The sequence below is a fragment of the Rhodococcus sp. DMU2021 genome (genome assembly GCF_019641445.1).
GTDB classification, from domain to species: Bacteria; Actinomycetota; Actinomycetes; order Mycobacteriales; family Mycobacteriaceae; genus Rhodococcus; species Rhodococcus pyridinivorans.
The window spans coordinates 1-22,098 of sequence record NZ_JAIFKB010000027.1; the positions used below are offsets into that span (position 1 = coordinate 1).

Here is a 22,098-nt window from a genome sequence, read left to right on the forward strand (position 1 = left end):
CTGATCGGCGCGGACGGGGAGACCGACAACCGTACCGTCGTCGAAACCGTCCTCGAGCTGTGCGGCAAGGGCCGTGACGAGTTCGATTTCGTCACCGACCGCCCCGGCCACGACCTGCGTTACGCCATCGACGCGACCCGACTGCGCACCGAACTGGGCTGGGCGCCCCGCTACCGCGACTTCCGTGAGGGGCTGGCCGCGACCATAGCCTGGTACCGCGCCCACGAGCAGTGGTGGACGCCACAGAAACGGGCCACCGAGGCCGCCTACAGGCGCGTCGAGCGCGTTCTGGGCGGATAACCCGCGCCGTTCGGGGTGGTCCCGGCACAATTCGCGAATGGGTCGAAACACCGGTACACGACGCACACAACCGTGGAGCTCCTGTTTCCGCTGCTACTGTCGCATCGAAAACAGCGGATCGACCACGAGCGGGGAGTAGCCCGATGGAGCAGGCAGCTGCCGGCGACACAAGCACGATCGGACATGAGGCGGACACACTGGACGAGGTCCTCACCGAACCGGTGCGTCGCGACCGGCTGATCGTCCAGCGCGGTGTCTTCGCATCTCTGTCGCCGCGCGTGCCGGAGAAGATGTACGTCCACACGAAGGGTGGCGCGGCGTCCGACCGCTACGGGCTGCAGCTCGCCGACGGCGCGACCGCCCACACCAACACCTATTTCGGCCGCTTTCCCGCGACGTTCTGGCAGCGCTGGACCGACGTGAAGACCGTGAACCTGCAGCTCACCTACGGCTGCTCCGGTACGGCTGAGTTCACCGTGTGGGCGTCCGATGCACGCGGACGCGAGCGGATCGTGACGGTCGAGACGGTGTCGGGTTCGGGCGAGCTCGACCTCGAGCTGCCGATCGAACGGTTCGTCGACGGCGGTGCGATGTGGTTCTCCATCGATGCCGGCAACGGATCGGTGCTCGTCTCCGACGCGCGCTGGACGGTCGCCGCTCCCGAGCACCTGCGTCCCGCGGCTGTGGTCATCTGCACGTTCAACCGCGCCGACGACTGCACCGTCACCGTCGGCACTCTCGCCTCGGACGACGGGGCGATGGCCGACATCGAAGCGGTGTGCATCGTCGACCAGGGCACCGACCAGGTGCGCTCGCGCTCGGCGTTCGCCGAGGTCGCCGACAAGCTCGGCGACAAGCTCATCTACCTGACCCAGCCGAATCTCGGTGGTGCGGGTGGCTTCTCGCGCGGCATGTACGAGATCACCGGTTCCGCCAAGGCCGAGCACGCCAACGTCATCGTCATGGACGACGACATCCTGTGCGAACCCGAATCGGTGTTGCGTCTCAACGCTTTCGCGAACATGACGGTGCAGCCGACGATCGTCGGTGCCCAGATGCTGTCGCTGAGCAATCCCCAGGTCCTGCACGTCTCGGCCGAGCGTGAGGTGCTCGACGAGATCACCGCCGGCGCACTGACTCCGGGTGCGCGCATGGGCATCGACCTCGTGAAGAAGAAGCAGGACATGCGTTTCGACGCCGGCTGGAACGGCTGGTGGACCTGCCTGCTGCCCGCCGAGATCATCGCCGACTGCGGTCTGCCCATCCCGCTGTTCTTCCAGTGGGACGACATCGAATACGGCATCCGTGCCCGGTACGCGGGGCATCCGACGGTCACCCTGCCCAATGCGGGTGTGTGGCATGCCGACTTCTATCTCAAGGACTACGACGACTGGGCGCGCTATTTCAGCATCCGCAACGGCCTGATCGTCTCGTCCATCTACGGGCGCTTCGACGGTAACGACATGTCGAAGTACCTGTTCCGCAAGATCAGTGAGCTCATCGTCTCGATGCAGTACGGTCTCGCCGCGACCTTCATCAAGGCTGCGGAGGACTTCCTCGCCGGACCGGACTTCCTTTACGACGGCGGCCAGTCCGTGCTGAAGGAACTGCGCGAACTGCGCGACCGCTATCCCGAGACGAAGCCGCTTCCGGCCGCGCAGGTGGGCAAGGAATCCGATCCGCACACGCAGATGTCGGTCTGGCAGTTCGAGCCCGACAAGAAGCGCGAGGGCCTGGTGCTGCTCAAGCGTGCCGTGCAGCAGTTCGCCGGCAAGGTCGACCGCCGGACGGTCACCGTTCCCGCTCACTTCGCATCGTGGTGGCACGTGTCGTTGTTCGACAAGGCCGTCGTCACCGACGCCTCGCAGAACGCCGTGCGGGTGCGTCACCGCGACAAGGACACCGCCGTCGACCTCGCGAAGCAGGCCGCGAAGGTGTGCTGGCAGCTCCGCAAGGAAGCGCCCCGGATGAAGACGGTCTGGCAGGAAGCGCTCCCCAAGCTCACGAGCCGCGAGAACTGGGCGCGCCTGTACGGCATCGACGGGTAGACCGTGAGGGCATGGTCGTTTCCCCTGCTGATCGGGGTTGCGACCGTGCTCGTCGCAGGGGCGTTCTCGTGGGTCCCCTCGCTGTGGTGGGACGAGGCCGCCACCATCTCGAGTGCCGACCGGTCGGTCGAGGGGATGCTCCGCGTCCACACCCGGATCGACGCCGTCCACGGCCTGCACAATCTGCTGCTGCACTACTGGTTCTCCCTCGTGGGCGTCGACGAGTTCACCGCCCGCCTGCCCGGTGTGCTCGCGCTCGGGGTGGGTGCCGCAGCCGTCACGGCGACCGGCCAGGCGCTGGCGGGTCGTCGCGTGGGGATCGCCGCCGGGGTCCTGTTCGCGCTGTCGCCGCGGGTGACCTGGGCGGCCACCGAAGCGCGGTCCTATGCCTTCGCTGCGGCGCTGGTCGCGGTGTTGTCGCTGCTGGTCGCGCTCGGCTGCGCGACCGGCCGTAGACGGTGGTGGGCGCTGTACGCCGTCGTCCTGCCGGTCGCGACGGTGATGTTCGTGTACTCCGCGACGGTCGTTGTCGCGCATCTCCTCACCGTGGTGGTCCGTGGTCGTGGGCGCGGTGCGTTCCTGTTGTCCGCAGGGGTGGGCGCGGCCTTGTCGACGCCGTTCGTCCTGCTCGCCTATTCGCAGGCCAAGCAGGTCGCCTGGATTCCTCCGCTCGACTCGACGATCGTCCGCACGATCGCTCTCGATCAGTGGTTCCCGCAGGCCCCGTGGACGGCCGCCTTGTTCGCCGCGATCGTCGTCGCCGGGGTGATCGCCGCGTGCCGTCGTGGCGCGGAGCCTGGGGAGCGGACCCTGCTGTGGCTCGCTGTGCCGGGTTTCGCCGTGCCCATGGTGCTGTTGCTCGGCTACTCGCTGCTCGAGGACAACATGTACCTCGAGCGCTATCTGTCGTTCACGGTTCCCGCGATGGTGCTGCTCGTGGGCTGGGCGGCGGCCCGCATCGCAACCCGCTGGTGGTCGATGCTCATGGTGCTGACTGCGGTCGCCGTCAGCGTTGCGCCGGCCTACGTGCAGCAGCGACAGCCGTTCGGCAAGGCCGGCGGGATGGACTACAGCGTGATCGCCGACCGGCTGGTCGAACGCTCCGAACCCGGCGACTGTGTCGCTTTCGAACCGCGCGTCTCGTGGGCACCGACCTCACTGCGCGCGGTCGTTGACGCCCGGCCCGACGCGGTGGAAGGACTCGACGACGTGGGGCTCGGCTACGACGCCGTCGACCGCGTGAACCTGTGGTCGACCGACGCTCCGCCGCCGGAACTCGCCCGACGCGCGGCGGCCCGATGCGAGGTGCTGTGGGTGGTCGCCGACGGCGAGCGCGAGACCGGCTTCCGGGTGTGGCACCCGAACAACGTGTGGTGGCGGTTCGAACCCCACCGGTTCACCGAGACCGACACCTACCGGGAGCTCGAGGCCGTCGGTTTCCGGATCACCGACCGGGAGCCGATCCACCGTTCACAGCTGGTCCGGCTCGAACCGGCTCAGACCCAGTAGGCGACGCGCGAGCGGTAGTTGCGCAGCGCGAGCAGGGCGATACCCCAGCCGACGACGGTGATGATCAGGACGATGACCCAGTGGTAGAGCTGCTGGTCGCCGCCGAGCAGTGGGGTCCGCACGATGTCGAGGAAGTGGTAGAGCGGGTTGATCTCCGCGATCCGCGCCCGCCCCTCGTTGCCGGTGCCCTCGAGCGTCTTCTCCGTCCAGATGATCGGTGTCATGAAGAACAGCAGCTGGACGATGCTGCCGAGCAGCGGCGCGATGTCGCGGTAGCGCGTGGCGAGGATGCCGAACACCAGCGATACCCACACCGCGTTGATCGCGATCAACGCCAGCGCCGGGATGGCGAGGAAGGCCGTCCAGTACAGCTGACGTGGGAAGAAGATGAAGATGCCGATGTAGATGACGATGTTGTGCGCGAACAGGATCATCTGCCGCCACACCAGCCGGTAGACGTGCACACTGAGCGGCGTCGGCAGCTGTTTGATCAGGCCCTCGTTGGACATGAACACGTCCGCGCCCTCGAGGATCGACCCTTGGATCAGGTTCCAGATGATGAAGCCGAGCGCGACGTACGGCAGGAACTCCGGGACATCGAGGTTGAACAGCGTGCCGTAGAGCACACCCATCGCGATCGCCGACACACCCGTGGCGATCGTGATCCAGAACGGGCCGAGCACCGACCGGCGGTAGCGCTGCTTGATGTCCTGCCAGCCGAGCAGCAACCACAGTTCGCGGTGGTTGAAGCCTTCGCGCAGATCCTGGAACGCGCGCCGGAACGAACGTGAGGACGACTCGATGGGTTCGTCGTCGACGGTGAGGGCATCAGACACGGGTCCCGAGCCTACCCGCGGTGTAAATGTGACCTGCCGGGGCGCGGGGTCGACGGGACCGCCGTGCGTGTGCAGGTCCTGTCGATCTTGCGCGGTATTCACGACGAGAAGTGCACGCCGGAGCCGGGGCTACAGGCCCCACGTCTGACGGCCGAGTACCCGGTTCTCGTAGTGGTAGACGTTCACGCGACTCGCGGCGTAGAGCCACAGGCCGAGTGTGAGAGCGGTGTCGACGGTCAAGGGCAGCGCCAGCGCGACGACGAGGAGACCCAGCACGAGGCCGACGCCGAACACCACCAGCGCCTTCTTCCACAACCGCAGGTACAGCAGATAAAAGATGCCGAACAGGAACCCGAGCAGATTCATGTTCAGCTTCATGCGCTGCCGCAGCGGCAGGGCGCGGAAGGCCGCGGTGTATTCGGGAGACGTCTTCAGCGATCCCGGGACGCCGTATGCGGCGAAGAATTCGAAGCGGAACCGCCACGTCTCGCTCAGACCCTCGAACCGGTCGGAGCCGGCTGCGGGCATGCTGAGGTCGGTCATGATCCCCCCGATCGTCGCGGTCGTTCCCCCTGAACGACCCGCAACAGTATGCACATCTGTCACGCGGGAAACACGATCGGGTGCAATCGAGTCCGACGTTGTTGTCGAGTTCTCGGCGTTTCCTCGCACACAACGTCGGACTCGCTCGGCTCCTCGTCAGGCGCCGTCGTCCATATGGCCGGAGTCGCCCAGCCACTCGTACAGTTCCGACATCGGTTGTATCTGCACCTGCTGCGTCTCGCCGAGCCATGCACCGGCGACGAGCGCGCCGAGGGTTCGCCCTCAGTTGTGGTGGAGGCCGAGCGCGCGTCGAAGGAAGTGCAGGCAGGCCGCCATCGGTGAAGTTCTACGGGACCGTCCGGAAACGCAATACGGGCAACGGTCGGTCCTGTACTACACCAACGGTTCGACTCGGCGGACGGTCGACGACAGTGCGCGTGATCAGGAAGGTGATCACCACCCCCCGCGATCGAGCGCACCAGACGGTTGACGTCCACGGCGGGTCGCCCGACACGTTCCCACCGCTGATGACGTAGGCGCCGGCGGGTCGGGCCCCGCCGCCGAAGCCGCCGCCTTCACTGTTCCCAGCGTCCGCCGACGTACCACCATTTCCACCCATGCCGCCCACCTGGGGAAAGGAGGACGCATGTCCTCCATGTGGCGTCGTTCTGCGCGATATCGGGGGAGAATGACGGCGGGCGGGACGTACCGGAGATGGGAGTGACGGGGCATGAGGGCGACAGCCGAGTCGGGAGAGGCGTGGTCGGCGGAACGCCTGTTCGCGGGGCCGGGAGAATGCCTGGAACGGTTTCGGAAGACCGACTGGTCGGCCACCCCTCTGGGGCCGGTGGAGTCCTGGCCGGCGGAACTGCGCATGGCAGTGCGGACGGTATTGCCGTCCGAGGTGCCGATGCTCCTGTGGTGGGGGCCGCAGCTGGTGCAGATCTTCAACGACGCGATCATCCCCGTCCTCGGCGACAAGTACCCCGCGGCGGTCGCGCAACCGGCGCCGGAATGCTGGCACGAGGTGTGGGACGAGGTGGGCGCGCGCGTCGAACGGGCGATGGCGGGCACCGCCACCTTTGCCGAGGAAGAACTGCTGTTCATGCAGCGCCACGGCTACGAGGAAGAAACCTACTGGACCTTCTCCTACAGCCCGATCCGCGACGAGTCCGGCGAGGTCGCGGGGGTCTTCGTCGCGACCACCGACGTCACCTCACGGGTACTCGGTGAGCGTCGTCTGGAGGCTCTGAGCCGCCTGGGTACGGTGGCGATCACCGATTCGGGCCTGTCGGTGATCGACACGTGCCGGAACGCGCTGGACGCGCTCGCTCCGAGCCATCAGGACATTCCCCTGGCCGCGCTGTTCCTCGACAGTCGGGTGGTGGATCCCGATGATCCGCAACCGAACTGGAAGCAGCTCGCCGTAATGGGGACGAAGCCCGGCTTCTCGGGTGCCCTGCTCGGACCGGATGAGGACCAGCTGCTGTCGAAGGCCGCCAGGGCCGCCGAACCCTTCGTCGTCTCCGGCGTCGCCGAGCGTTCCCCGGATCTGCTCGACCCGCAGCGCGCCCTCGGCGACCATCCGATCGGCACCCTCCTCCTCGTGCCGTTGACGGCGTCGGGACACGACTTCCCGCTCGGTGTCCTCGCCGTCGGACTGAGTCCGTACCGGGTGTTCGACGCCGCGTACTCGACCTTCGTCGACCTCGTGGTCACGAAGATTTCGGGGCTGCTGCGCGATGCGTCAGCGATGGATGCCGAGCGTCGCCGGGCCGATGCGTTCGCGGCGCTGGACGCCGCCAAGACGCGGTTCTTCGAATCGATCAGCCACGAGTTCCGCACGCCGCTCACGCTGCTCCTCGGCCCGTTGCAGAGTGTGCTCGACGACGCCACGACGTTGACGGAGGCGCAGCGGCAATCGCTGGAGGCCTCCCAGCGCGCCGCGATCCGATTGCGGCGACTTGTCGACGCACTGCTCGAAGCGACGCGTGCCGAGACCGACCCGTCGAGGAAGTCCCTGGAACCGACCGATCCGGCGGCGCTCACAGCCGAATGTGTGGACCTGTTCGCCGACGTGGCGCACCGCGCGGGCCTGGACCTGCGCAGCCGGATCGCCGACGCGGCGGCCGAGCAAACCCGGCTCGATCCCCAGACGTGGGCCCACATCGTGCTGAACCTGCTCTCGAACGCGATCAAGTACACCCCTTCGGGGTCGGTCGAGGTGGATCTGGACGTCGAGGGCGATCGACTGGTCCTGAAGGTCGCCGATACGGGTCTCGGCATTCCGGAGTCGGAACTCGCCCGCGTCTTCGAACGGTTCCATCGCGTCGAGAGCGCCGGCGGACGCAGCCGGGAAGGGATCGGGCTGGGTCTGTCCCTCGTCTCGGACTGGGTCCACGCGCTCGGGGGAGAGGTAACCGTGTCCAGTGAACTCGGACGCGGCAGCACCTTCACCGTGTCCGTTCCCCGCGTCCTCGACCCGACGTCGGAGTCTCCGGCCGGAACCGTTCCGGGGGATCTGGGCGCCATGTACGTCGGCGAAGCGCAACAGTGGGACAGGGTCACTCTCGACGAGGACGAATCATTCGCGCAGGGAGAGGATGTGGATTCGTTACCGCGGATCCTCGTGATCGAGGACAACGCGGACATGCGTGACTATCTGAAGCAATTGTTGCGTCGCCAGAGTTGGCACGTGGATGCGGTGGAGGACAGCGATACCGCACTCGAGCGAATCCGATCGCGACCGCCGCATCTCGTGCTGAGCGATATCATGCTCCCCGGGCGGGACGGGGTGGAGCTGCTCGAGGAGATCCGCCGCGACCCGGCGACCTCCCGTCTGCCGGTCATCCTCCTGACGGCACGTGCCGCCGCGGAGGCCACGATCGGTGGTCTGCGCACCGGCGCCGACGACTACATCACCAAACCGTTCCACCCCGATGAACTCGTCGCCCGCGTTCGCGTGAACCTCGAATTGTCGTGGCTGCGTGAGCAGATGCTCGTCGCGCGGGAACGTGAATCCGACCAGTTGAAGACGGCGTTGGAGACCCGTTCGACGCTGAGCAAGGCCGTCGGATTGATGATGGCTACGTTCAAGTGCGATGCCGACGCGGCCTTCGACAAGCTCGTCGCCTTCTCCCAGCACCGCAACGTCAAGGTGCGTGAGATCGCTGAGCAGATCGTCGGCGACTACACCGTCTCGCTCAGCGATTCGTCGAGGTAGGGCGCGATCAACGGTCCTGCGAACCGGTCGGCGCGGTGACGGATCAGGCTCCCGCGTACAACTTGTCGATCTCCTCCGCGTATTTGGCATCGATGGGCTTGCGCTTGAGCTTCATCGTCGGGGTCAGCTCGTCGCCGGAGGGTTCCCAGATCGTCGGCAGCACCGTGTACTTCTTGATCTGCTCGACCCGCGACAGCTTGCTGTTCGCCTCTTCGACCGACTTCGCGATCGATTCGAGGACCACCCGATGCCGGGTGAGTTCCTCGTGGGTGCCGCCGAGACCGTGCTGTTCGGCGAAGATGGCCAGGGCGTCGGGGTCGAGTGCGAGCAGGGCGACGTTGTAGGGGCGGTCGTTGCCGATGGCGACGGCGCCACCGAGCATCGGGCACGCGGCACGCAGGGCGCCTTCGATGTTGGTGGGCGACATGTTCTTCCCCGCCGCGTTGACGATGATCTCCTTCTTCCGGTCGATCAACCGTAGGTAACCGTCCGCGTCGATCTCGCCGATGTCGCCGGTGTGCAACCAGCCGTCGGAATCGATTGCGTCGGCAGTCTTCTCGGGGTCGTTGCGGTAGCCCTTCATGAGCAACGGGCCGGAGACGAGCAGTTCGCCGTCTTCGGCGATCCTGATCTGCGCGCACGGCACGGCCTGGCCGACGGTACCGATGCGGATGGCGCCGGGTCGGTTCATCGTGACCACGCACGAGGTCTCCGACATGCCCCACACCTCGGAGCACGGAATGCCGAGGGCGAGAACGAACTCGAGGACCTCCGGCGAGATCGCCGCGGCTCCGGTGACGGCGGCGCGGACCTGGTCGAGACCGAGCTTGCCGCGGATCGCGGACAGCACCAGCCTGTCGGCCACCGCGTGCTGCACCTCGAGGGACCGGGGGACCGGTTTGCCGTCGGACTGCAGCCGGGCGCGCTTGCGTCCGACGTCGATCGCCCACAGTGCGAGCTTCTTCTTGATCGGGCTCGACTCCTCGGCGAGGGTCTTGTCGATCGCGGCCTTGAGCTTGTACCAGACCTGGGGGACGGCGCCGAAGAGCGTCGGCCGCAGGCTCGGTAGCACGGTGATGGCCTGCTTGAGGTCGTCGAGCGTGGTGATCTGCATGCCGCTGTACAGGCTCGAGTAGTGCGAGCCCCAGCGGTTGGCGATGTGCGCGTCGGGCAGATACGACAGGATCCGGTCGTCCGGACCGATGGGCAGATACGAGCTCGTCGCTTCGAGTTCGGCGAGCAGGTTGGCGTGGGTGAGTTCGACACCCTTCGGCGGGCCTGTGGTGCCCGAGGTGTAGATGAGGGTCAGCAGGTCGGGCGGTTGCACGGCCTTCCACGAGGCCTCGAAGTCGAAGGACGGATCGGTGGCGGCCTCGAGGCCGTCGAGGGAGATGGTGCCTTCCGGTTTGCCGTCGATGCACACCAGGTGCTCGACCTTCGTGTCGCCGATCGCCTGCCGCAAGACGGGGACGAACTGTTCCTCGGCGATCATCACGTGGTTGCCGGCGTTGCCGAGCACGTACGAGATCTGTTCGGCGGTCAGCGAGTTGTAGATCGAGAACGGCGCCGCGCCGAGGTGGATCGCGGCGGTGTCGAGAAGGTGGAATTCGGGCCGGTTGGTGAGCATGAGGCCGACGGTGTCCCCGCGGTTCACGCCGAGCCCGGCGAGTCCGGCGGCGAGGCGTTCGACGCGCTGCGCGTACTGACGCCAGGTGTAGGAGACGGAGTCGTCGGGGGTGCGCAGCGCGACCTTGTCGGGGTACGCCGCGGCGGTGGTCTGGAAGGCTTCGCAGAGGGTCGACGGTGAGGTGGCACGAGGGGTCATCACTGGCTCCCGAGGTCGAGGGTGGCGAAAGTGTAGGACGAAGTGCGTACATCCGCGGTCGGATCTGCCGGATTGTGTTCCGAGATTTCGCGCGCGTGTCCTGATGGGATGGACTGAGGAACAGGCAGAGTCAGATCTCGGCTGTAGTGACTCCTGTCTGTACGATTCGACCTATTTGACGTTCGTTCCGGTTTCGTGGAACCGGCGAGGGGAGAGGAACCACCGATGACCGGACCGGCAGGAAACTGGGAACCGCAACCGAAGTACCAGAGGGATCTCGAGCCAGGGGAACTCGAGGAGTTGAACCGTCTTCGCGCCTGGAAGGAAGAGCAGGAGCGCGAGGCCGAAGCTCAGCGTCTTCGAGACCACCATCAGCAGATCGCGCTCGAAGAACAGCAACGGAGAGTCGCCGAGCACCAGCAGAACCTGTATGCACAGCAGCAGAATCAGCAGCCGTATCCGCACGCGCAACAGCAGTACCCGCCACAGAATTACGCGCATCAGCAGTTCCACGGGCATCCGCAGTCTGCGTACCCGCCCCCGCAGCCGTTCGCGCCGATCCAGCAGGTCACCGTCAATAATGTGAAACGCGCGGACTGCCCCCATCTCCTGCATCTCGTCCTCACATTGATCACGTGCGGCGCGTGGCTGCCGGTATGGATCATCCACGCCATCATCGTCGCTGCGAGGAACTGAAGGTCCGGTCGTGTGGGGGTGCAACGTTTGAGCACTCCCACCCCGGGTACTGCCGGGAACATGACCACCGTGGATCGCATCGCGGATCCGTGGGGTTCGCGCACACCCTACGGACGCGGGCAACGCTGGCCCACCCGCGTCGACACCTATCTCGCCGACGGACTGACCGAGGACGATGTCGACAGATGGGTGCAGTCGGCGACCATCCTGCATTCCAACGGCGACGGCCTCGACATCGCCGTCAAGGACGGACGCATGGTGGGGGTGCGCGGACGCGCCGTCGACCGGGTCAACCACGGGCGGCTCGACCCCAAGGATCTGTTCGGCCGGCAGGCGAACCATTCGGAGGACCGGCTCACCGTGCCGTTGATCCGCCGCGACGGCAAACTCGTCGAGACCGACTGGGACACCGCGATGGATGCCGTTGCCGGTCGCACGAAACAACTGCTCGACGAGCGCGGCCCCAGTTCGGTCGGCTTCTACGCCACCGGGCAGCTGTTCCTGGAGGAGTACTACACCCTCGCGCTCATCGGTCACGGTGGCATCGGCACCAACCACATGGACGGCAACACGAGGCTGTGCACAGCGACGGCGGCTGCCGCCCTCAAACAGTCCTTCGGGTGCGACGGCCAGCCCGGCTCCTACACCGACATCGATCATGCCGACGTCATCGCGCTCTACGGACACAACATGGCCGAGACGCAGACGGTGACATGGACGCGGGTCCTCGATCGGCTCGCCGGACCGAATCCGCCGGCCGTGATCTGTGTGGATCCGCGGCGGACGCCGGTCGCGCGGGCCGCGACGGTGCACCTCGCCCCGCGCCCGGGCACCAACGTCGTCCTCATGAACGGGCTGTTGCACGAGATCCTGCGACGCGGGTGGATCGATGAGAAATACATCGAGGACCACACCGTCGGATTCGACGAACTGCGCACCCAACTCGACGACTATCCCCTCGAGAAGGCCGCCGAGATTTGCGACGTCCCCATCGAGGATCTGCGGGAGGCCGCTCGACTGCTCGGCACGGCGGAGCGGCTGCTCTCGACGGTCCTGCAGGGCTTCTACCAGTCCCATCAGGCCACCGCGGCTGCCGTGCAGGTGAACAACATCCATCTCGTGCGCGGCATGCTCGGTAGGCCCGGTTGCGGAGTCCTCCAGATGAACGGGCAGCCCACCGCGCAGAACACCCGCGAATGCGGCGCCGACGGCGACCTGCCGGCCTTCCGCAACTGGGCCAACGAATCGCACGTCGAGGACCTCGCCCGGGTGTGGAACATCGATCCGATGCGGATCCCGCACTACACCGCGCCCACCCACCTCATGCAGATGATGCGGTACGTCGAGGACGGCTCGATCCGCTTCCTCTACGTGAGCGGGACGAACCCGGCGGTGTCCCTGCCGGAACTGCGCCGGGTGCGTGAGATCCTCTCCCAGGACAGGCTTTTCCTCGTTGTGCAGGACATCTTCCTGTCGGAGACCGCGCAGCTGGCCGACGTCGTCCTGCCCGCTGGGACCTGGGGTGAGAAGGCCGGGACGTTCACCAACACCGACCGGACCGTGCACCTGTCGGAGAAGGCCGTCGAACCACCCGGACAGGCCAGACCCGATCTCGACATCTTCGTCGACTACGCGCGCCGGATCGATCTGCGTGACAAGGACGGAGACCCGCTCGTGAAGTGGTCCACGCCCGAGGAGGCATTCGAGGCGTGGAAGGAGTGCACGGCCGGGCGGCCCTGCGACTACACGGGCATCACCTACGAAAAACTACGTGGCGGAAGCGGAATCCAGTGGCCGTGCAACGCCGACGCACCCGACGGGACCGAACGTCTCTACGAGGGCGGAAAGTTCTGGGCCGCAACGGACTACTGCGAGAACTACGGACGGGACATGGTCACCGGAGCGCCGGTCGAACCCACCGAGTACCGGGCGCTGAACCCCTTCGGCAAGGCGATCATCAAGGCGGGTGAGTATCTTCCCCCGCACGAGACGGTCTCCGACGAGTATCCCTATCGACTCACCACCGGCCGCACGCTCTACCACTTCCACACCCGCACGAAGACCGGCCGCGCCCCGCAACTGCAACGCGCGGCACCGGAGGTGTGGGTGGAGATGTCGGCGGGCGACGCCGAGCGGCACGGCTGGTCGGAGGGCGACCTGCTGCGGATCGACACCCCGCGCGGGCACGTCACCGCGCGGTTGCGGATCAGCGGGATCCGGAACGGGGTGCTGTTCCTGCCGTTCCACTACGGCTACTGGGACACCCCGGCGGGCCACGAACCGGCGCTCGAGGGGCGCGCGGCCAACGAACTGACCTTCACCGACTGGGACCCGGCGTCGAAGCAACCCCTGTTCAAGTCGGGCGCCGCGCGCGTCGAACGGGTCGCCGTCGCCGAGGGCGGGCCGTCCGCGGCACCGACCACCACCGCCTCGGCACCGGTCTCCGGCAGCGTGCCCGCCACCTCGGGTGGACCGGACGCCGAGATCACCGAGACGCTCGACGACGGAGGACCGCGATGAACAAGGTCTCCCTGGCGATCCGCGAACTGCACCGCTCGGAGAACGACCTGGCGACCGAACTGCTGCGCACGGCGGACCGGCACAAGGTCGACCACGAGATCTTCCACGTTGCGCGTGACATCGCCGGCTGGTCGCAGCAGCATGTGCGCGAACTCGCCCGCGCCGGCCACGACTACGACCTCGACCTCGACCTCGCCCTCGCCCTCTCCGAACGCTGCCATCCGCAGACCCTGCGCCAACTGCGCTGGGCGAACGCGAAACTCAAGGAGATCGCAGCGCAGACGGTCATCACCGACTGAGCGACGGCACCGTCAGGGGCGTTCGAATCTCTCCTCGCGCCCGAGCCTGCGCAGCCGGATCCACTCGCGCAGCCCCGCCGGGTCGCGGCGGGTGACGAGGAAGTACCAGCCGAACCGCACCCATTCCTGAGGCAGCAACCGGCGCAATCCCGGCTGCGAGAGCAGGTAACCGCGGTTGCGGTAGGTGAAGAAGCGTTTGGTGTCGTTGTCCGGATACTGCGTGTGCATCCGGCCGCCGAGGATAGGCTTGAACTCGTCTGCACCGTCGGGATGCAGGTAGGCCGTCTGCAGGCAGGTGCCGAAGGGCAGTCCCGAACGGACGAGACGCCGATGTACCTCGACCTCGTCGCCACGGACGAACAGGCGCAGGTCGGGCACACCCACCGCGTCGATCGCCGCGGCGGTGAAGAGCGCACCGTTGAACAGCGAGGCGATGCCGGGCAACAGGTCCTCGTCGCCGAGTTCGTGCCGCCACCGCCGCCACACCACACCGCGACGCAGCGGGAAGGCGAGGCGGTCGGGTTGCGCGATGTCGCACACGACCGGCGACACCTCGGCCAGGCCGTTGCGTTGCGCGCAGTCGAGCAGCGTCGCGAGCACGTCCGGTCCCTCTGGGCGGCCGTCGTCGTCGGCGAGCCACACCCGGTCGGCTCCCAGCGACAGCGCGTACAGGATGCCGAGGGCGAAGCCGCCTGCTCCACCGAGATTGTGCTTCGAGCCGAGATAACTCGTGGGCAGGTCCACCGCGTCGACGAGCTCACGCACCGCGTCCTCGTCGCCGTTGTCGACCACCACGAGATGGTCGAGCGGACGGGACTGCGAGGCAAGAACTTTCAGCGAATCCGCCAGCAGTTCGCGTCGGCGGTGTGTGACGACGACGCCGATGATCCGTTCGTCAGCCACCGTTCGAACCCGTCGAGGCCGCGGCGTCGGGGGCGGACTTCGCGATCCGCTCACGCTCGAGCTCGTGGAGGATCGTGCGCACGTGATCGCCGGCCTCGTCGCCCTCGTAGGCGCGCACCACGTGCTCGATGTCGCCCTGCTCGCGGATCTGGCCGTGGTCGATCCACATCGCCTGGTCGCACAGTTGGGCGAGGAACTCGTTCGAATGGCTGGCGAACACGAGGATGCCCGAGCGCGCGACGAGATCCTGCAGACGCACCCGCGCCTTCTTCATGAACTCCGCGTCGACCGCGCCGATGCCCTCGTCGAGCAGCAGGATCTCGGGATCGATGCTGGTGACCACGCCGAGCGCGACACGCACCCGCATACCGGTCGAGTAGGTGCGCAGCGGCATGTTGAGGTAGTCGCCGAGCTCGGTGAAGTCCGCGATCTCGTCGACCTTGGCCAGCATCTGCTTGCGGCTCATCCCGAGGAACATGCCGCGGATGATGATGTTCTCGTAGCCGGAGATCTCCGGGTCCATGCCGACGCCGAGGTCGAACACCGGCGCGACGCGACCCTTCACCCGAGCGTGGCCGCGCGTGGGCTCGTAGATCCCGGAGAGCAGACGCAGCAGCGTGGACTTGCCGGCACCGTTGTGGCCGACGAGCCCGACGCGGTCGCCTTCCTTCAACGACATCGTGATGTCGCGCAGAGCCTCGACGACCACGACATCGGAGTCGTTGCGGCCGATCGCCCCGCCCGCCTTACCCAGGAAGGCCTTCTTCAAGGACCGGGTCTTGGCGTCGAAGATGGGAAAGTCGACGCACGCGCCGCGCGTTTCGATGCTGACCCGACTCACGATGCTGCTCCAGACGCTGACACGGGACCCGAGCGTACCCGTCGCGCCGATACCCGAGTCCCGGGGCGTACCCGGTGGGACTACAGGTACTGGCCGGTTCCGGGGTGGGTCTGACCGGGAAACGATTGATCGTTCTGGCCGCGACCGCCCTGCGCGACGCCGGGAGGAAGCGCTCCCTGACGCATCTGCTCGAGCTGGGCACGAGCCGCCATCTGCTGAGCGAACAGCGCTGTCTGGATACCGTGGAACAGACCTTCGAGCCAACCGACGAGCTGAGCCTGCGCGATGCGCAGCTCGGCGTCGGAGGGCACCGCGTCCTCACCGAAGGGCAGCGCGAGCCGCTCGAGTTCCTCCCTCAGATCGGGGGCGAGGCCCTGACCGAGTTCGCGGATGGACGACAGGTGGATGTCCTTGAGCCGGGTGCGGCTGGCGTCGTCGAGCGGCGCGGCCTTCACCTCTTCGAGGAGCTGTTTGATCATGGTGCCGATCCGCATGACCTTCGCCGGCTGCTCGACCATGTCGGCCAGGGATTCGCCGCCGTTCTCGGTCTTCTCCTCCTCCGGCCGGCCGTCGGCCTCCACGCGGGCCGCCTCCTCGCGGGAGACACGGATGGGCCGGCCGTCGGGGCCGATCACGAGAACCTGGTCGTTGTCCGGATGCGTCATGGCTCCATTCTCCCTTTCCCACCTCGGGGGTGCCCGGTTACCCGAGGGACCCGGAGTGCCGGGTACCCCGATCGAGCCTACCGAGAGGGCAACGCCGAGTGCAGGTACGGCGCGTCCCATTGACATCGGGACCTAGAGTGTCTGCCATGGCTTACGACGTTGCCCGGATCCGGGGGTTGATCCCCTCGCTCGGGGACGGGTGGATCCATCTCGATCCACGGGCCGGTATGCAGATCCCCGATGTGGTGTCGCGCACCGTGTCCACTGCCTTCCGTAACTCGGCCGCGTCGTCGACCGGACGGCACCTGTCGTCACGTCGCAGCGCCGCGATTCTCCAGGAGGCGCGCGTCGCGGTCGCGGAACTCGTGGGTGCCGATCCGGACGGGGTCGTCCTGGGCCCGAGCCACGCGGTGTTGCTCGCCTGGCTCGCCGAAGCACTCAGTTCCCGCCTCGGGCTCGGCACCGGCATGGTGCTCTCACGGCTCGACGACGAGGCGAACATCGCTCCCTGGTTGCGGGTCGCGAGCCGCTACGGCGCGCAGGTGCGCTGGGCCGAGGTCGAGATCGAGACGTGCGAGCTGCCCACCTGGCAGTACGAGGAACTCATCACGCCCACCACCCGGCTCGTCGCGCTCACCGCGGCGTCGTCGATCGTCGGCACCGCGCCCGACGTGCGGGTCGTCGCGGATCTCGTCCACGAGGTCGGTGGGCTCATGGTCGTCGACGCCGCGGGCGCTGCCCCCTACGCCCACGTCGACATCGACGATCTCGGCGCCGACGTCATCACCGTCGACATCGCCTCGTGGGGCGGCCCGCAGATCGGTGCGCTCGTCTTCTCCGACCCCGCGCATCTCGAACGGGTTCCGGCCGTGTCGCTGAACCCGCACGCGCGCGGCGCCGAACGCCTCGAGGTGGGCGGTCACCAGTTCGGTCTGCTCGCCGGTATCCCCGCGTCCATCGACTTCATGGCCTCGCTGGACGACGACGCCACCGGTTCGCGCCGCGAGCGTCTCGACATCTCGATCAGCTCGATGCAGAACTACCAGGACGTGCTGTTCGACCGTCTGATGCGACAGCTCGACAGTCTCACCGGCGTGATCGTGCTCGGCCGCGCGTCGAGCCGCGTCCCCACCCTCAGCTTCACCGTCGACGGGGTCCCGGCCGAGAAGGTCGCCGCGCATCTCGCCGACCGCCGCATCGCGACGGTGGCGAGCACCCGCGGATCGAGCCGGCTCCTCGACTCCCTCGGCGTCAGCGACGAAGGGGGAGCGGTGAGCATCGGCCTCGCCCCCTACACCACGAGCTTCGAGGTCGATCAGCTCGTCCGTGAGCTCCGCAACCTCTAGTTCCGTTCGATCCGCAGCACGACCTTCCCGACGGTCTCGGGGCTGTCGAGCAGTTCGTGCGCCTGTGCCGCCTCGGTGATCGGCAGCTCGGCGTGCACGACGGGATGGACCTTCGCCTCCTCGATGAGCGGCCACAGATCGGCGCGCACGGAGTCGATGATCGCGCTCTTGCCCGACGGCCCCGAGTCCGGACGGCCGCGCAGACCGGTCGCGATGACGTGACCGCGCTTGGCGAGCAACTTGCCGAGGTGCAGTTCACCCTTCGTGCCACCCTGCATGCCGATGACGACGAGCCGTCCGTCCGGAGCGAGGACGTCGATGTTCCGGGACAGGTACTTCGCACCCATGTTGTCGAGCACCACGTCGGCGCCACCGAAGGCAGTGCGCACCTCGGAGACGAAGTCCTGTTCGCGGTAGTCGATCGCCAGGTCGGCGCCGAGTTCGCGGCAGCGGTCGAGTTTGCCGGCCGAGGCCGTCACCGCCACCTTCGCGCCGAGCGCCTTGCCCACCTGGATGGCATGTGTGCCGATGCCTCCGCCGCCACCGTGGACGAGCAGGACGTCGCCGCGCTTCAGGCCGGCGGTCATCACGACGTTCGACCACACCGTGCACGCGATCTCGGGAAGCGACGCGGCGACCGCGATGTCCATGCCCTTCGGGACGGGCAGCAGCTGGGAGGCAGGGACCGCGACCTTCTCGGCGTAACCGCCACCGGTGAGGAGGGCGCAGACCTTGTCGCCGATGTTCCAGCCCGTCACACCCTCGCCGAGTTCGGAGATCACTCCGGAGCATTCGAGGCCCAGGATGTCGCTCGCCCCCGGGGGCGGCGGGTAGAGGCCGCGCCGTTGCAGCAGGTCGGCGCGGTTGACCGCGGTCGCCGCGACATCGAGAAGTACGTGCCCGGGAGGCAGGTCCGGGTCGGGCTGCTCGGTCCACCGGAGAACTTCTGGACCACCGGGTTCGGTGGCGACGATTGCATACATGTGTTCGACGCTATCGCGTGCGGGGCAGTGAGGAGACGATCACGCCGCTCGCCGCGCGCTCACCTGCTCGAAGCTACCGTGCGGTAACCGGATCGGGCCGTCGGCATTACACTCCCGGCGTGACCAGCGAACGAGACGAACCCAAGTGGCTGACCGCAAAGGAGCAGGAGGCCTGGCGTCTCTACATGGACGGCAACAACCGTCTCATGAGCGCCCTCAGTCGGTCTCTCAACGACCGACACGACCTGTCGCTGGCGGAATATCGGATCCTGGTCATGCTCTCCGAAGCCCCCGAGGGCGCCCTGCGCATGAGCGATCTCGCCGACGGCGTGCTCTCCTCACGCAGCCGGCTCACCCATCAGATCCGGCGGATGGAGCAGGAGAAGATGGTCGTGCGCAGCTCGTGCCCCGACGACGGTCGCGGTGTGCTCGCCACCATCACCGACGAAGGCAGGCGGCGTCTGGCGGAGGCCGCCCCCACCCACGTCGACGACGTGCGCAACTACCTCATCGACCTGCTGTCGGCCGACGAGCTCGACATGCTGGCGCGGGTCTTCGCGCGCGTCGAGCACACTCTGGCCGACCGCTGAGGTCGTGAATCGGTTATGCCCTGCTTGCGCGGAGCGGTTAGGATCTGCCACGGAAGCGTGGCAGAGCGGCCGAATGCACTCGCCTTGAAAGCGAGCTTGGGTAACACCAACGGGGGTTCAAATCCCTCCGCTTCCGCCACGGAAGAGGTTCCGGCACCCGTCAGGGAGTCGGAGCCTCTTCTCGTTTCTACCGCCGGGTGGCGACCATCTTCTCCTCGAGGATCCAGGTGCGCCCCTCGTCCCCAGCTTCCGTCGAACCGTGAGAAGGCCTCGAGCTTCGGGTCGGCGACGCCGGTCAGAAGAGTGGCACCGAGAGCATTCATGCGGCCGGTGTGCCCGCGCCGTGCGGGCATGTCCCCGGTTCCCGTGGACCGATCACATCTGTCAGCTCGGTCCGGCGGCCACCGCTCGTTCCACGGCCACGGCCGCACCGTCGTGCCAGGGCTCACCGTGGCCGACGAGGACGTGCTTCGCGCCGGTGCCGGCGATGGCCGCCAGCGAGGCGAGGGCCGTCCTGCTGTCGGCGGTCGCCGCACCCGAGACGATCTGCGGACCGCGCCTGCCCGTGTACGGATCGAGGGTGACGATGGCGTCGCCGACGATCACGGTGTCGCGGTCCGGGAGATGCAGCGCGCAGTGCCCGTAGGTGTGGCCGGGTGTGTGCAGGGGGACGGGGCGGCCCGGCAGGTCGAGCGGTTGGGAGTCCTGGAAGAGCGTCACGTCGTGGACCCCGCGCACCCACAGCGCACCGGCCACGGTCATCCGGGCGAGAACGGGGATGCAGGCGGGATATCGAACGGGATAGAGCAGCCGGTTGCGTTCGTGCTGGTAGCGATAGGGGTGGGCGGCGAGGAACTTCTCGTCGCGATGCGCCCATACCGGAACCCGCCACCGTTCACGCAGCCGCTTCGCCGACCCGACGTGATCGAAGTGGGCGTGCGTGAGGACGACTCCCTGTACGTCGTCGATCCGGCGACCGATGCGTGAGATCGCCTCTTCGATGCGACCAGCGGTCGCGGGTAGTCCCGTGTCGACGACGGTCACTCCGGCGTCGTCCTCGATCAGGTAGACGTTGACGTCGGCGTGCGCGAGGCGATGCACGCCCGGTGCGACATCCGTGTGGAGCATGGTGGCCCTTCGCTCGGGTGAACGTGCGGGTTCAGCTGTGTCCGTCGATCTCGTCGGCGATGAAGGCGGCCCACGACCGCACCTCGTCCTCGCCTGCGGACGGACTGAACGACCGGTAGTCGAGCGCGGCGAGTTCGGACACCAGATCCGTTGTGTCCTCGGTGCTTTCGTCGCCCACCGCGAACAACCACACGAGCTGCTGACTCAGCCCGGAGGCCCGCGACGACAACAGTTCGACGGTGTCGGGCGAGTACTCGCCGGCGTCGACCTCGCCTCCGAAGACGACGCCCTCGAACTCTTCCGACCGCTCGAGATCGGAGGTGTCACCGACGGTGACGTCGATGTCCCGCTCTCCCAGCGCGTCGGCGACGAGCCGGGCGATCTTCTGTGCCGGACCTTCGGGGCTGTCCGTGACGACGAGAACGGTCATTGTGTCTCCAGCATGTTCGGCGACTTGGGTTCACTGGTGCGTTCCCGGTCCCCGAGGGGCGGAAACATGCCCCCGGCCGTGTCAGCGGTAGACGCCGAGTGCCCGCACCCCCGGCGCCCCCGACCGGCGGACGAACTCGGAGTCGGCGAGGCGTTCGTCCGCACCGAGATCCAGCGACAGGTCGACGGTGGTGGCGAGCCGGTAGGGCTTGCTCTCGATCACGTCCCCGATCGCGCGTCGCAGTCGCGACACCTCGGCGCGGACCGACACGGCATGGTCGTCGTCCCCGTAGAGGGCCCGGCTGAGCGCTGCGACCGTCATGCCGTCCGGGCCGCGCTCGTGCAGCAACAGCAGGATCTCGGCCTGACGTGCGGTGACGATGCTGTGCCACGAGTCGTCGTCCCCGAAGACCTCCACTGTGGGCGACGACGACACGTGCAGCACCATCCGCATGCGCGACGACGAGGCCGCGCCGCGGATCAGCCAGCCGTGCGAAAGCCGCTCGGGCACACACAGTCCCATACCGGGAACGGTCAGTGGGCGTGCGTGCCGCGGAACCGCGACCCGCTCGGCGGCGATACCGGAGGCGTGCGCGACCCAACCGTCCTCGTCGACGAGCAGCACCGGTCCCCGCGTCGACGACAGCAACGGAGCAGCCTCGGTGCGCAGCCGTTCGAGTCGCACCTCGTGCCGTCGCCACAGTTGTGCTTCGGCGAGCCGGACGGCGGTGTCGACGAGGGCGATGATGGCCGGGTGCAGGGTCAGCGCGGGACCGCTGACGTCGACGATGCCCAGCAGGTCGCCGCGGATCGGATCGTGGATCGGCGCAGCGGTGCAGTACCAGGGATGCTGGGTCGTCTCGAAGTGTTCACCCGAGAACAACTGCACGGGCGCGGCCTCCGCGAGCGCCGTGCCGATGGCGTTCGTGCCGACGGTCGACTCGGTCCACACAGTACCCTCCTGGAAACCGAGGGCGTCGGCGCGTGACCGGGTCGGTGCCGAACCGCTGCGCCAGAGGATCACGCCGTCGGCGTCGGTCACCACCAGCAGCAGATGCGAGGCGTCGGCGACGGGTGTGATGACCTGCTCGAGATCGCCGATCACCGCGGAGAGGGCGGACGCGCGGCGACGTCGCTCGATCTCCGCGACGGGCAGCCGGCTGCGTTCGTTGGTGCCGGTGGGATCGAGGCCCGCGTCGAGCACGCGCTGCCACGAACGGGACACGAGCGGACGGGGTCGCATGGGTGACCGGGCGCCGCCGATGACCGCGTCGTGCATCCGCGTCAACTCGCGCGCGTAGCGCGACAGGTCGGTGCCGGGCGCGATCGCGCTGAACGTGGTCACGGTCTCCTCTTCGTCGTCGTCCTCGGAGCATAGGTGGCAAATGTGTGCTGCGCCACAAGTGGGGCGCCG

General features: G+C 67.5%; 19 protein-coding genes, 1 tRNA gene and 1 pseudogene. 10 read left to right on the forward strand and 11 right to left on the reverse strand.

All coding sequences use genetic code 11. The features are described from left to right. The 3 genes and pseudogenes from K3M35_RS23370 to K3M35_RS23380 form a co-directional block, all read left to right on the forward strand. Positions 1-300, forward strand: a pseudogene (locus tag K3M35_RS23370) (GDP-mannose 4,6-dehydratase); the annotation flags it as partial. 143 nt (positions 301-443) lie between these two features. Further along, entirely contained in the window at positions 444-2,348 is a 1,905-nt protein-coding gene (locus K3M35_RS23375; protein ID WP_006553469.1) for a glycosyltransferase, read from the forward strand. 3 nt (positions 2,349-2,351) lie between these two features. Next, positions 2,352-3,857 (forward strand): glycosyltransferase family 39 protein, encoded by a 1,506-nt coding sequence (locus K3M35_RS23380; RefSeq protein ID WP_220667050.1) that lies wholly within the window; start codon positions 2,352-2,354, stop codon positions 3,855-3,857. Here the strand turns inward: K3M35_RS23380 and K3M35_RS23385 are convergent. Both K3M35_RS23385 and K3M35_RS23390 read right to left on the reverse strand, forming a co-directional pair. Further along, a complete protein-coding gene (locus tag K3M35_RS23385; protein WP_006553471.1) occupies positions 3,845-4,693 on the reverse strand; it encodes an ABC transporter permease in 849 nt (282 codons plus the stop codon). The genes K3M35_RS23380 and K3M35_RS23385 overlap by 13 nt on opposite strands. 129 nt (positions 4,694-4,822) lie before the next feature. Further along, positions 4,823-5,236, reverse strand: coding sequence for a DUF2628 domain-containing protein (locus tag K3M35_RS23390; RefSeq protein ID WP_220667051.1), 414 nt, complete (start codon positions 5,234-5,236; stop codon positions 4,823-4,825). 174 nt (positions 5,237-5,410) lie between these two features. Here K3M35_RS23390 and K3M35_RS23395 point away from each other — a divergent pair, with 174 nt between their 5' ends. After that, on the forward strand, positions 5,411-5,578 hold the full coding sequence (locus tag K3M35_RS23395) for a hypothetical protein (RefSeq protein WP_157126942.1): 168 nt from the start codon (positions 5,411-5,413) through the stop codon (positions 5,576-5,578). Between the two features lie 388 nt (positions 5,579-5,966). Continuing rightward, the gene (locus K3M35_RS23400; RefSeq protein ID WP_259444394.1) at positions 5,967-8,459 is read left to right on the forward strand and encodes a response regulator; all 2,493 of its coding nucleotides are present in this window, start codon (positions 5,967-5,969) and stop codon (positions 8,457-8,459) included. Between the two features lie 43 nt (positions 8,460-8,502). Here the strand turns inward: K3M35_RS23400 and K3M35_RS23405 are convergent, their stop codons facing one another. Both K3M35_RS23405 and K3M35_RS23410 read right to left on the reverse strand, forming a co-directional pair. Next, positions 8,503-10,284 carry a long-chain fatty acid--CoA ligase gene (locus K3M35_RS23405; RefSeq protein ID WP_220667052.1) on the reverse strand — a complete coding sequence of 594 codons (1,782 nt, stop codon included), beginning with the start codon at positions 10,282-10,284 and terminating at the stop codon, positions 8,503-8,505. A gap of 171 nt (positions 10,285-10,455) precedes the next feature. After that, positions 10,456-10,953: a hypothetical protein gene (locus tag K3M35_RS23410; protein ID WP_156666164.1), complete on the reverse strand. Its 498-nt coding sequence runs from the start codon at positions 10,951-10,953 to the stop codon at positions 10,456-10,458. An 87-nt stretch (positions 10,954-11,040) separates the two neighbouring features. Between K3M35_RS23410 and K3M35_RS23415 the strand changes: the two genes are divergently transcribed. Continuing rightward, positions 11,041-13,500, forward strand: a complete 2,460-nt coding sequence (locus K3M35_RS23415; RefSeq protein ID WP_220667053.1) for a molybdopterin oxidoreductase family protein — start codon at positions 11,041-11,043, stop codon at positions 13,498-13,500. Next, positions 13,497-13,799, forward strand: a complete 303-nt coding sequence (locus K3M35_RS23420) for a hypothetical protein (protein ID WP_220667054.1) — start codon at positions 13,497-13,499, stop codon at positions 13,797-13,799. Before K3M35_RS23415 ends, K3M35_RS23420 begins: the two co-directional genes overlap by 4 nt. Positions 13,800-13,811: 12 nt before the next feature. Here the strand turns inward: K3M35_RS23420 and K3M35_RS23425 are convergent, their stop codons facing one another. From K3M35_RS23425 to K3M35_RS23435, 3 genes are all read right to left on the reverse strand, one after another. Next, positions 13,812-14,702, reverse strand: coding sequence for a glycosyltransferase (locus K3M35_RS23425; protein WP_220667055.1), 891 nt, complete (start codon positions 14,700-14,702; stop codon positions 13,812-13,814). Next, complete coding sequence (locus tag K3M35_RS23430; protein WP_085989319.1) at positions 14,695-15,546, reverse strand: ABC transporter ATP-binding protein; 852 nt, start codon at positions 15,544-15,546, stop codon at positions 14,695-14,697. Before K3M35_RS23430 ends, K3M35_RS23425 begins: the two co-directional genes overlap by 8 nt. A gap of 77 nt (positions 15,547-15,623) precedes the next feature. Further along, positions 15,624-16,208: a bacterial proteasome activator family protein gene (locus K3M35_RS23435; protein WP_006553480.1), complete on the reverse strand. Its 585-nt coding sequence runs from the start codon at positions 16,206-16,208 to the stop codon at positions 15,624-15,626. 146 nt (positions 16,209-16,354) lie between these two features. Between K3M35_RS23435 and K3M35_RS23440 the strand changes: the two genes are divergently transcribed. Continuing rightward, positions 16,355-17,554 carry a cysteine desulfurase-like protein gene (locus K3M35_RS23440; protein ID WP_220667056.1) on the forward strand — a complete coding sequence of 400 codons (1,200 nt, stop codon included), beginning with the start codon at positions 16,355-16,357 and terminating at the stop codon, positions 17,552-17,554. On the opposite strand, the gene K3M35_RS23445 is transcribed toward K3M35_RS23440, so the two are convergent. After that, complete coding sequence (locus K3M35_RS23445; RefSeq protein ID WP_006553482.1) at positions 17,551-18,537, reverse strand: NAD(P)H-quinone oxidoreductase; 987 nt, start codon at positions 18,535-18,537, stop codon at positions 17,551-17,553. The genes K3M35_RS23440 and K3M35_RS23445 overlap by 4 nt on opposite strands. Positions 18,538-18,656: 119 nt before the next feature. On the opposite strand from K3M35_RS23445, the gene K3M35_RS23450 reads away from it, so the two are divergent. Both K3M35_RS23450 and K3M35_RS23455 read left to right on the forward strand, forming a co-directional pair. After that, entirely contained in the window at positions 18,657-19,127 is a 471-nt protein-coding gene (locus K3M35_RS23450; RefSeq protein ID WP_006553483.1) for a MarR family winged helix-turn-helix transcriptional regulator, read from the forward strand. Between the two features lie 51 nt (positions 19,128-19,178). Beyond that, positions 19,179-19,266, forward strand: a tRNA-Ser gene (locus K3M35_RS23455). 245 nt (positions 19,267-19,511) lie between these two features. Here K3M35_RS23455 and K3M35_RS23460 read toward each other — a convergent pair. The 3 genes from K3M35_RS23460 to K3M35_RS23470 form a co-directional block, all read right to left on the reverse strand. Next, positions 19,512-20,255, reverse strand: coding sequence for an MBL fold metallo-hydrolase (locus K3M35_RS23460; RefSeq protein ID WP_217579264.1), 744 nt, complete (start codon positions 20,253-20,255; stop codon positions 19,512-19,514). Positions 20,256-20,286: 31 nt separating this feature from the next. Beyond that, positions 20,287-20,685 carry a flavodoxin domain-containing protein gene (locus tag K3M35_RS23465; RefSeq protein WP_006553498.1) on the reverse strand — a complete coding sequence of 133 codons (399 nt, stop codon included), beginning with the start codon at positions 20,683-20,685 and terminating at the stop codon, positions 20,287-20,289. Positions 20,686-20,766: 81 nt separating this feature from the next. After that, positions 20,767-22,029: a GAF domain-containing protein gene (locus K3M35_RS23470; protein WP_220667057.1), complete on the reverse strand. Its 1,263-nt coding sequence runs from the start codon at positions 22,027-22,029 to the stop codon at positions 20,767-20,769. Between the last annotated feature and the right edge of the window lie 69 nt (positions 22,030-22,098).

What these genes read in the sequence shown, in the direction of transcription:
- K3M35_RS23375 (WP_006553469.1), top strand. Translation starts at nt 444, where the DNA reads ATGGAGCAGGCAGCTGCCGGCGACACAAGCACGATCGGACATGAGGCG.
- K3M35_RS23390 (WP_220667051.1), bottom strand. Translation starts at nt 5,236, where the DNA reads ATGACCGACCTCAGCATGCCCGCAGCCGGCTCCGACCGGTTCGAGGGT.
- K3M35_RS23395 (WP_157126942.1), top strand. Translation starts at nt 5,411, where the DNA reads ATGGCCGGAGTCGCCCAGCCACTCGTACAGTTCCGACATCGGTTGTAT.
- K3M35_RS23400 (WP_259444394.1), top strand. Translation starts at nt 5,967, where the DNA reads ATGAGGGCGACAGCCGAGTCGGGAGAGGCGTGGTCGGCGGAACGCCTG.
- K3M35_RS23405 (WP_220667052.1), bottom strand. Translation starts at nt 10,284, where the DNA reads ATGACCCCTCGTGCCACCTCACCGTCGACCCTCTGCGAAGCCTTCCAG.
- K3M35_RS23415 (WP_220667053.1), top strand. Translation starts at nt 11,041, where the DNA reads ATGACCACCGTGGATCGCATCGCGGATCCGTGGGGTTCGCGCACACCC.
- K3M35_RS23420 (WP_220667054.1), top strand. Translation starts at nt 13,497, where the DNA reads ATGAACAAGGTCTCCCTGGCGATCCGCGAACTGCACCGCTCGGAGAAC.
- K3M35_RS23435 (WP_006553480.1), bottom strand. Translation starts at nt 16,208, where the DNA reads ATGACGCATCCGGACAACGACCAGGTTCTCGTGATCGGCCCCGACGGC.
- K3M35_RS23440 (WP_220667056.1), top strand. Translation starts at nt 16,355, where the DNA reads ATGGCTTACGACGTTGCCCGGATCCGGGGGTTGATCCCCTCGCTCGGG.
- K3M35_RS23445 (WP_006553482.1), bottom strand. Translation starts at nt 18,537, where the DNA reads ATGTATGCAATCGTCGCCACCGAACCCGGTGGTCCAGAAGTTCTCCGG.
- K3M35_RS23460 (WP_217579264.1), bottom strand. Translation starts at nt 20,255, where the DNA reads ATGCTCCACACGGATGTCGCACCGGGCGTGCATCGCCTCGCGCACGCC.
- K3M35_RS23465 (WP_006553498.1), bottom strand. Translation starts at nt 20,685, where the DNA reads ATGACCGTTCTCGTCGTCACGGACAGCCCCGAAGGTCCGGCACAGAAG.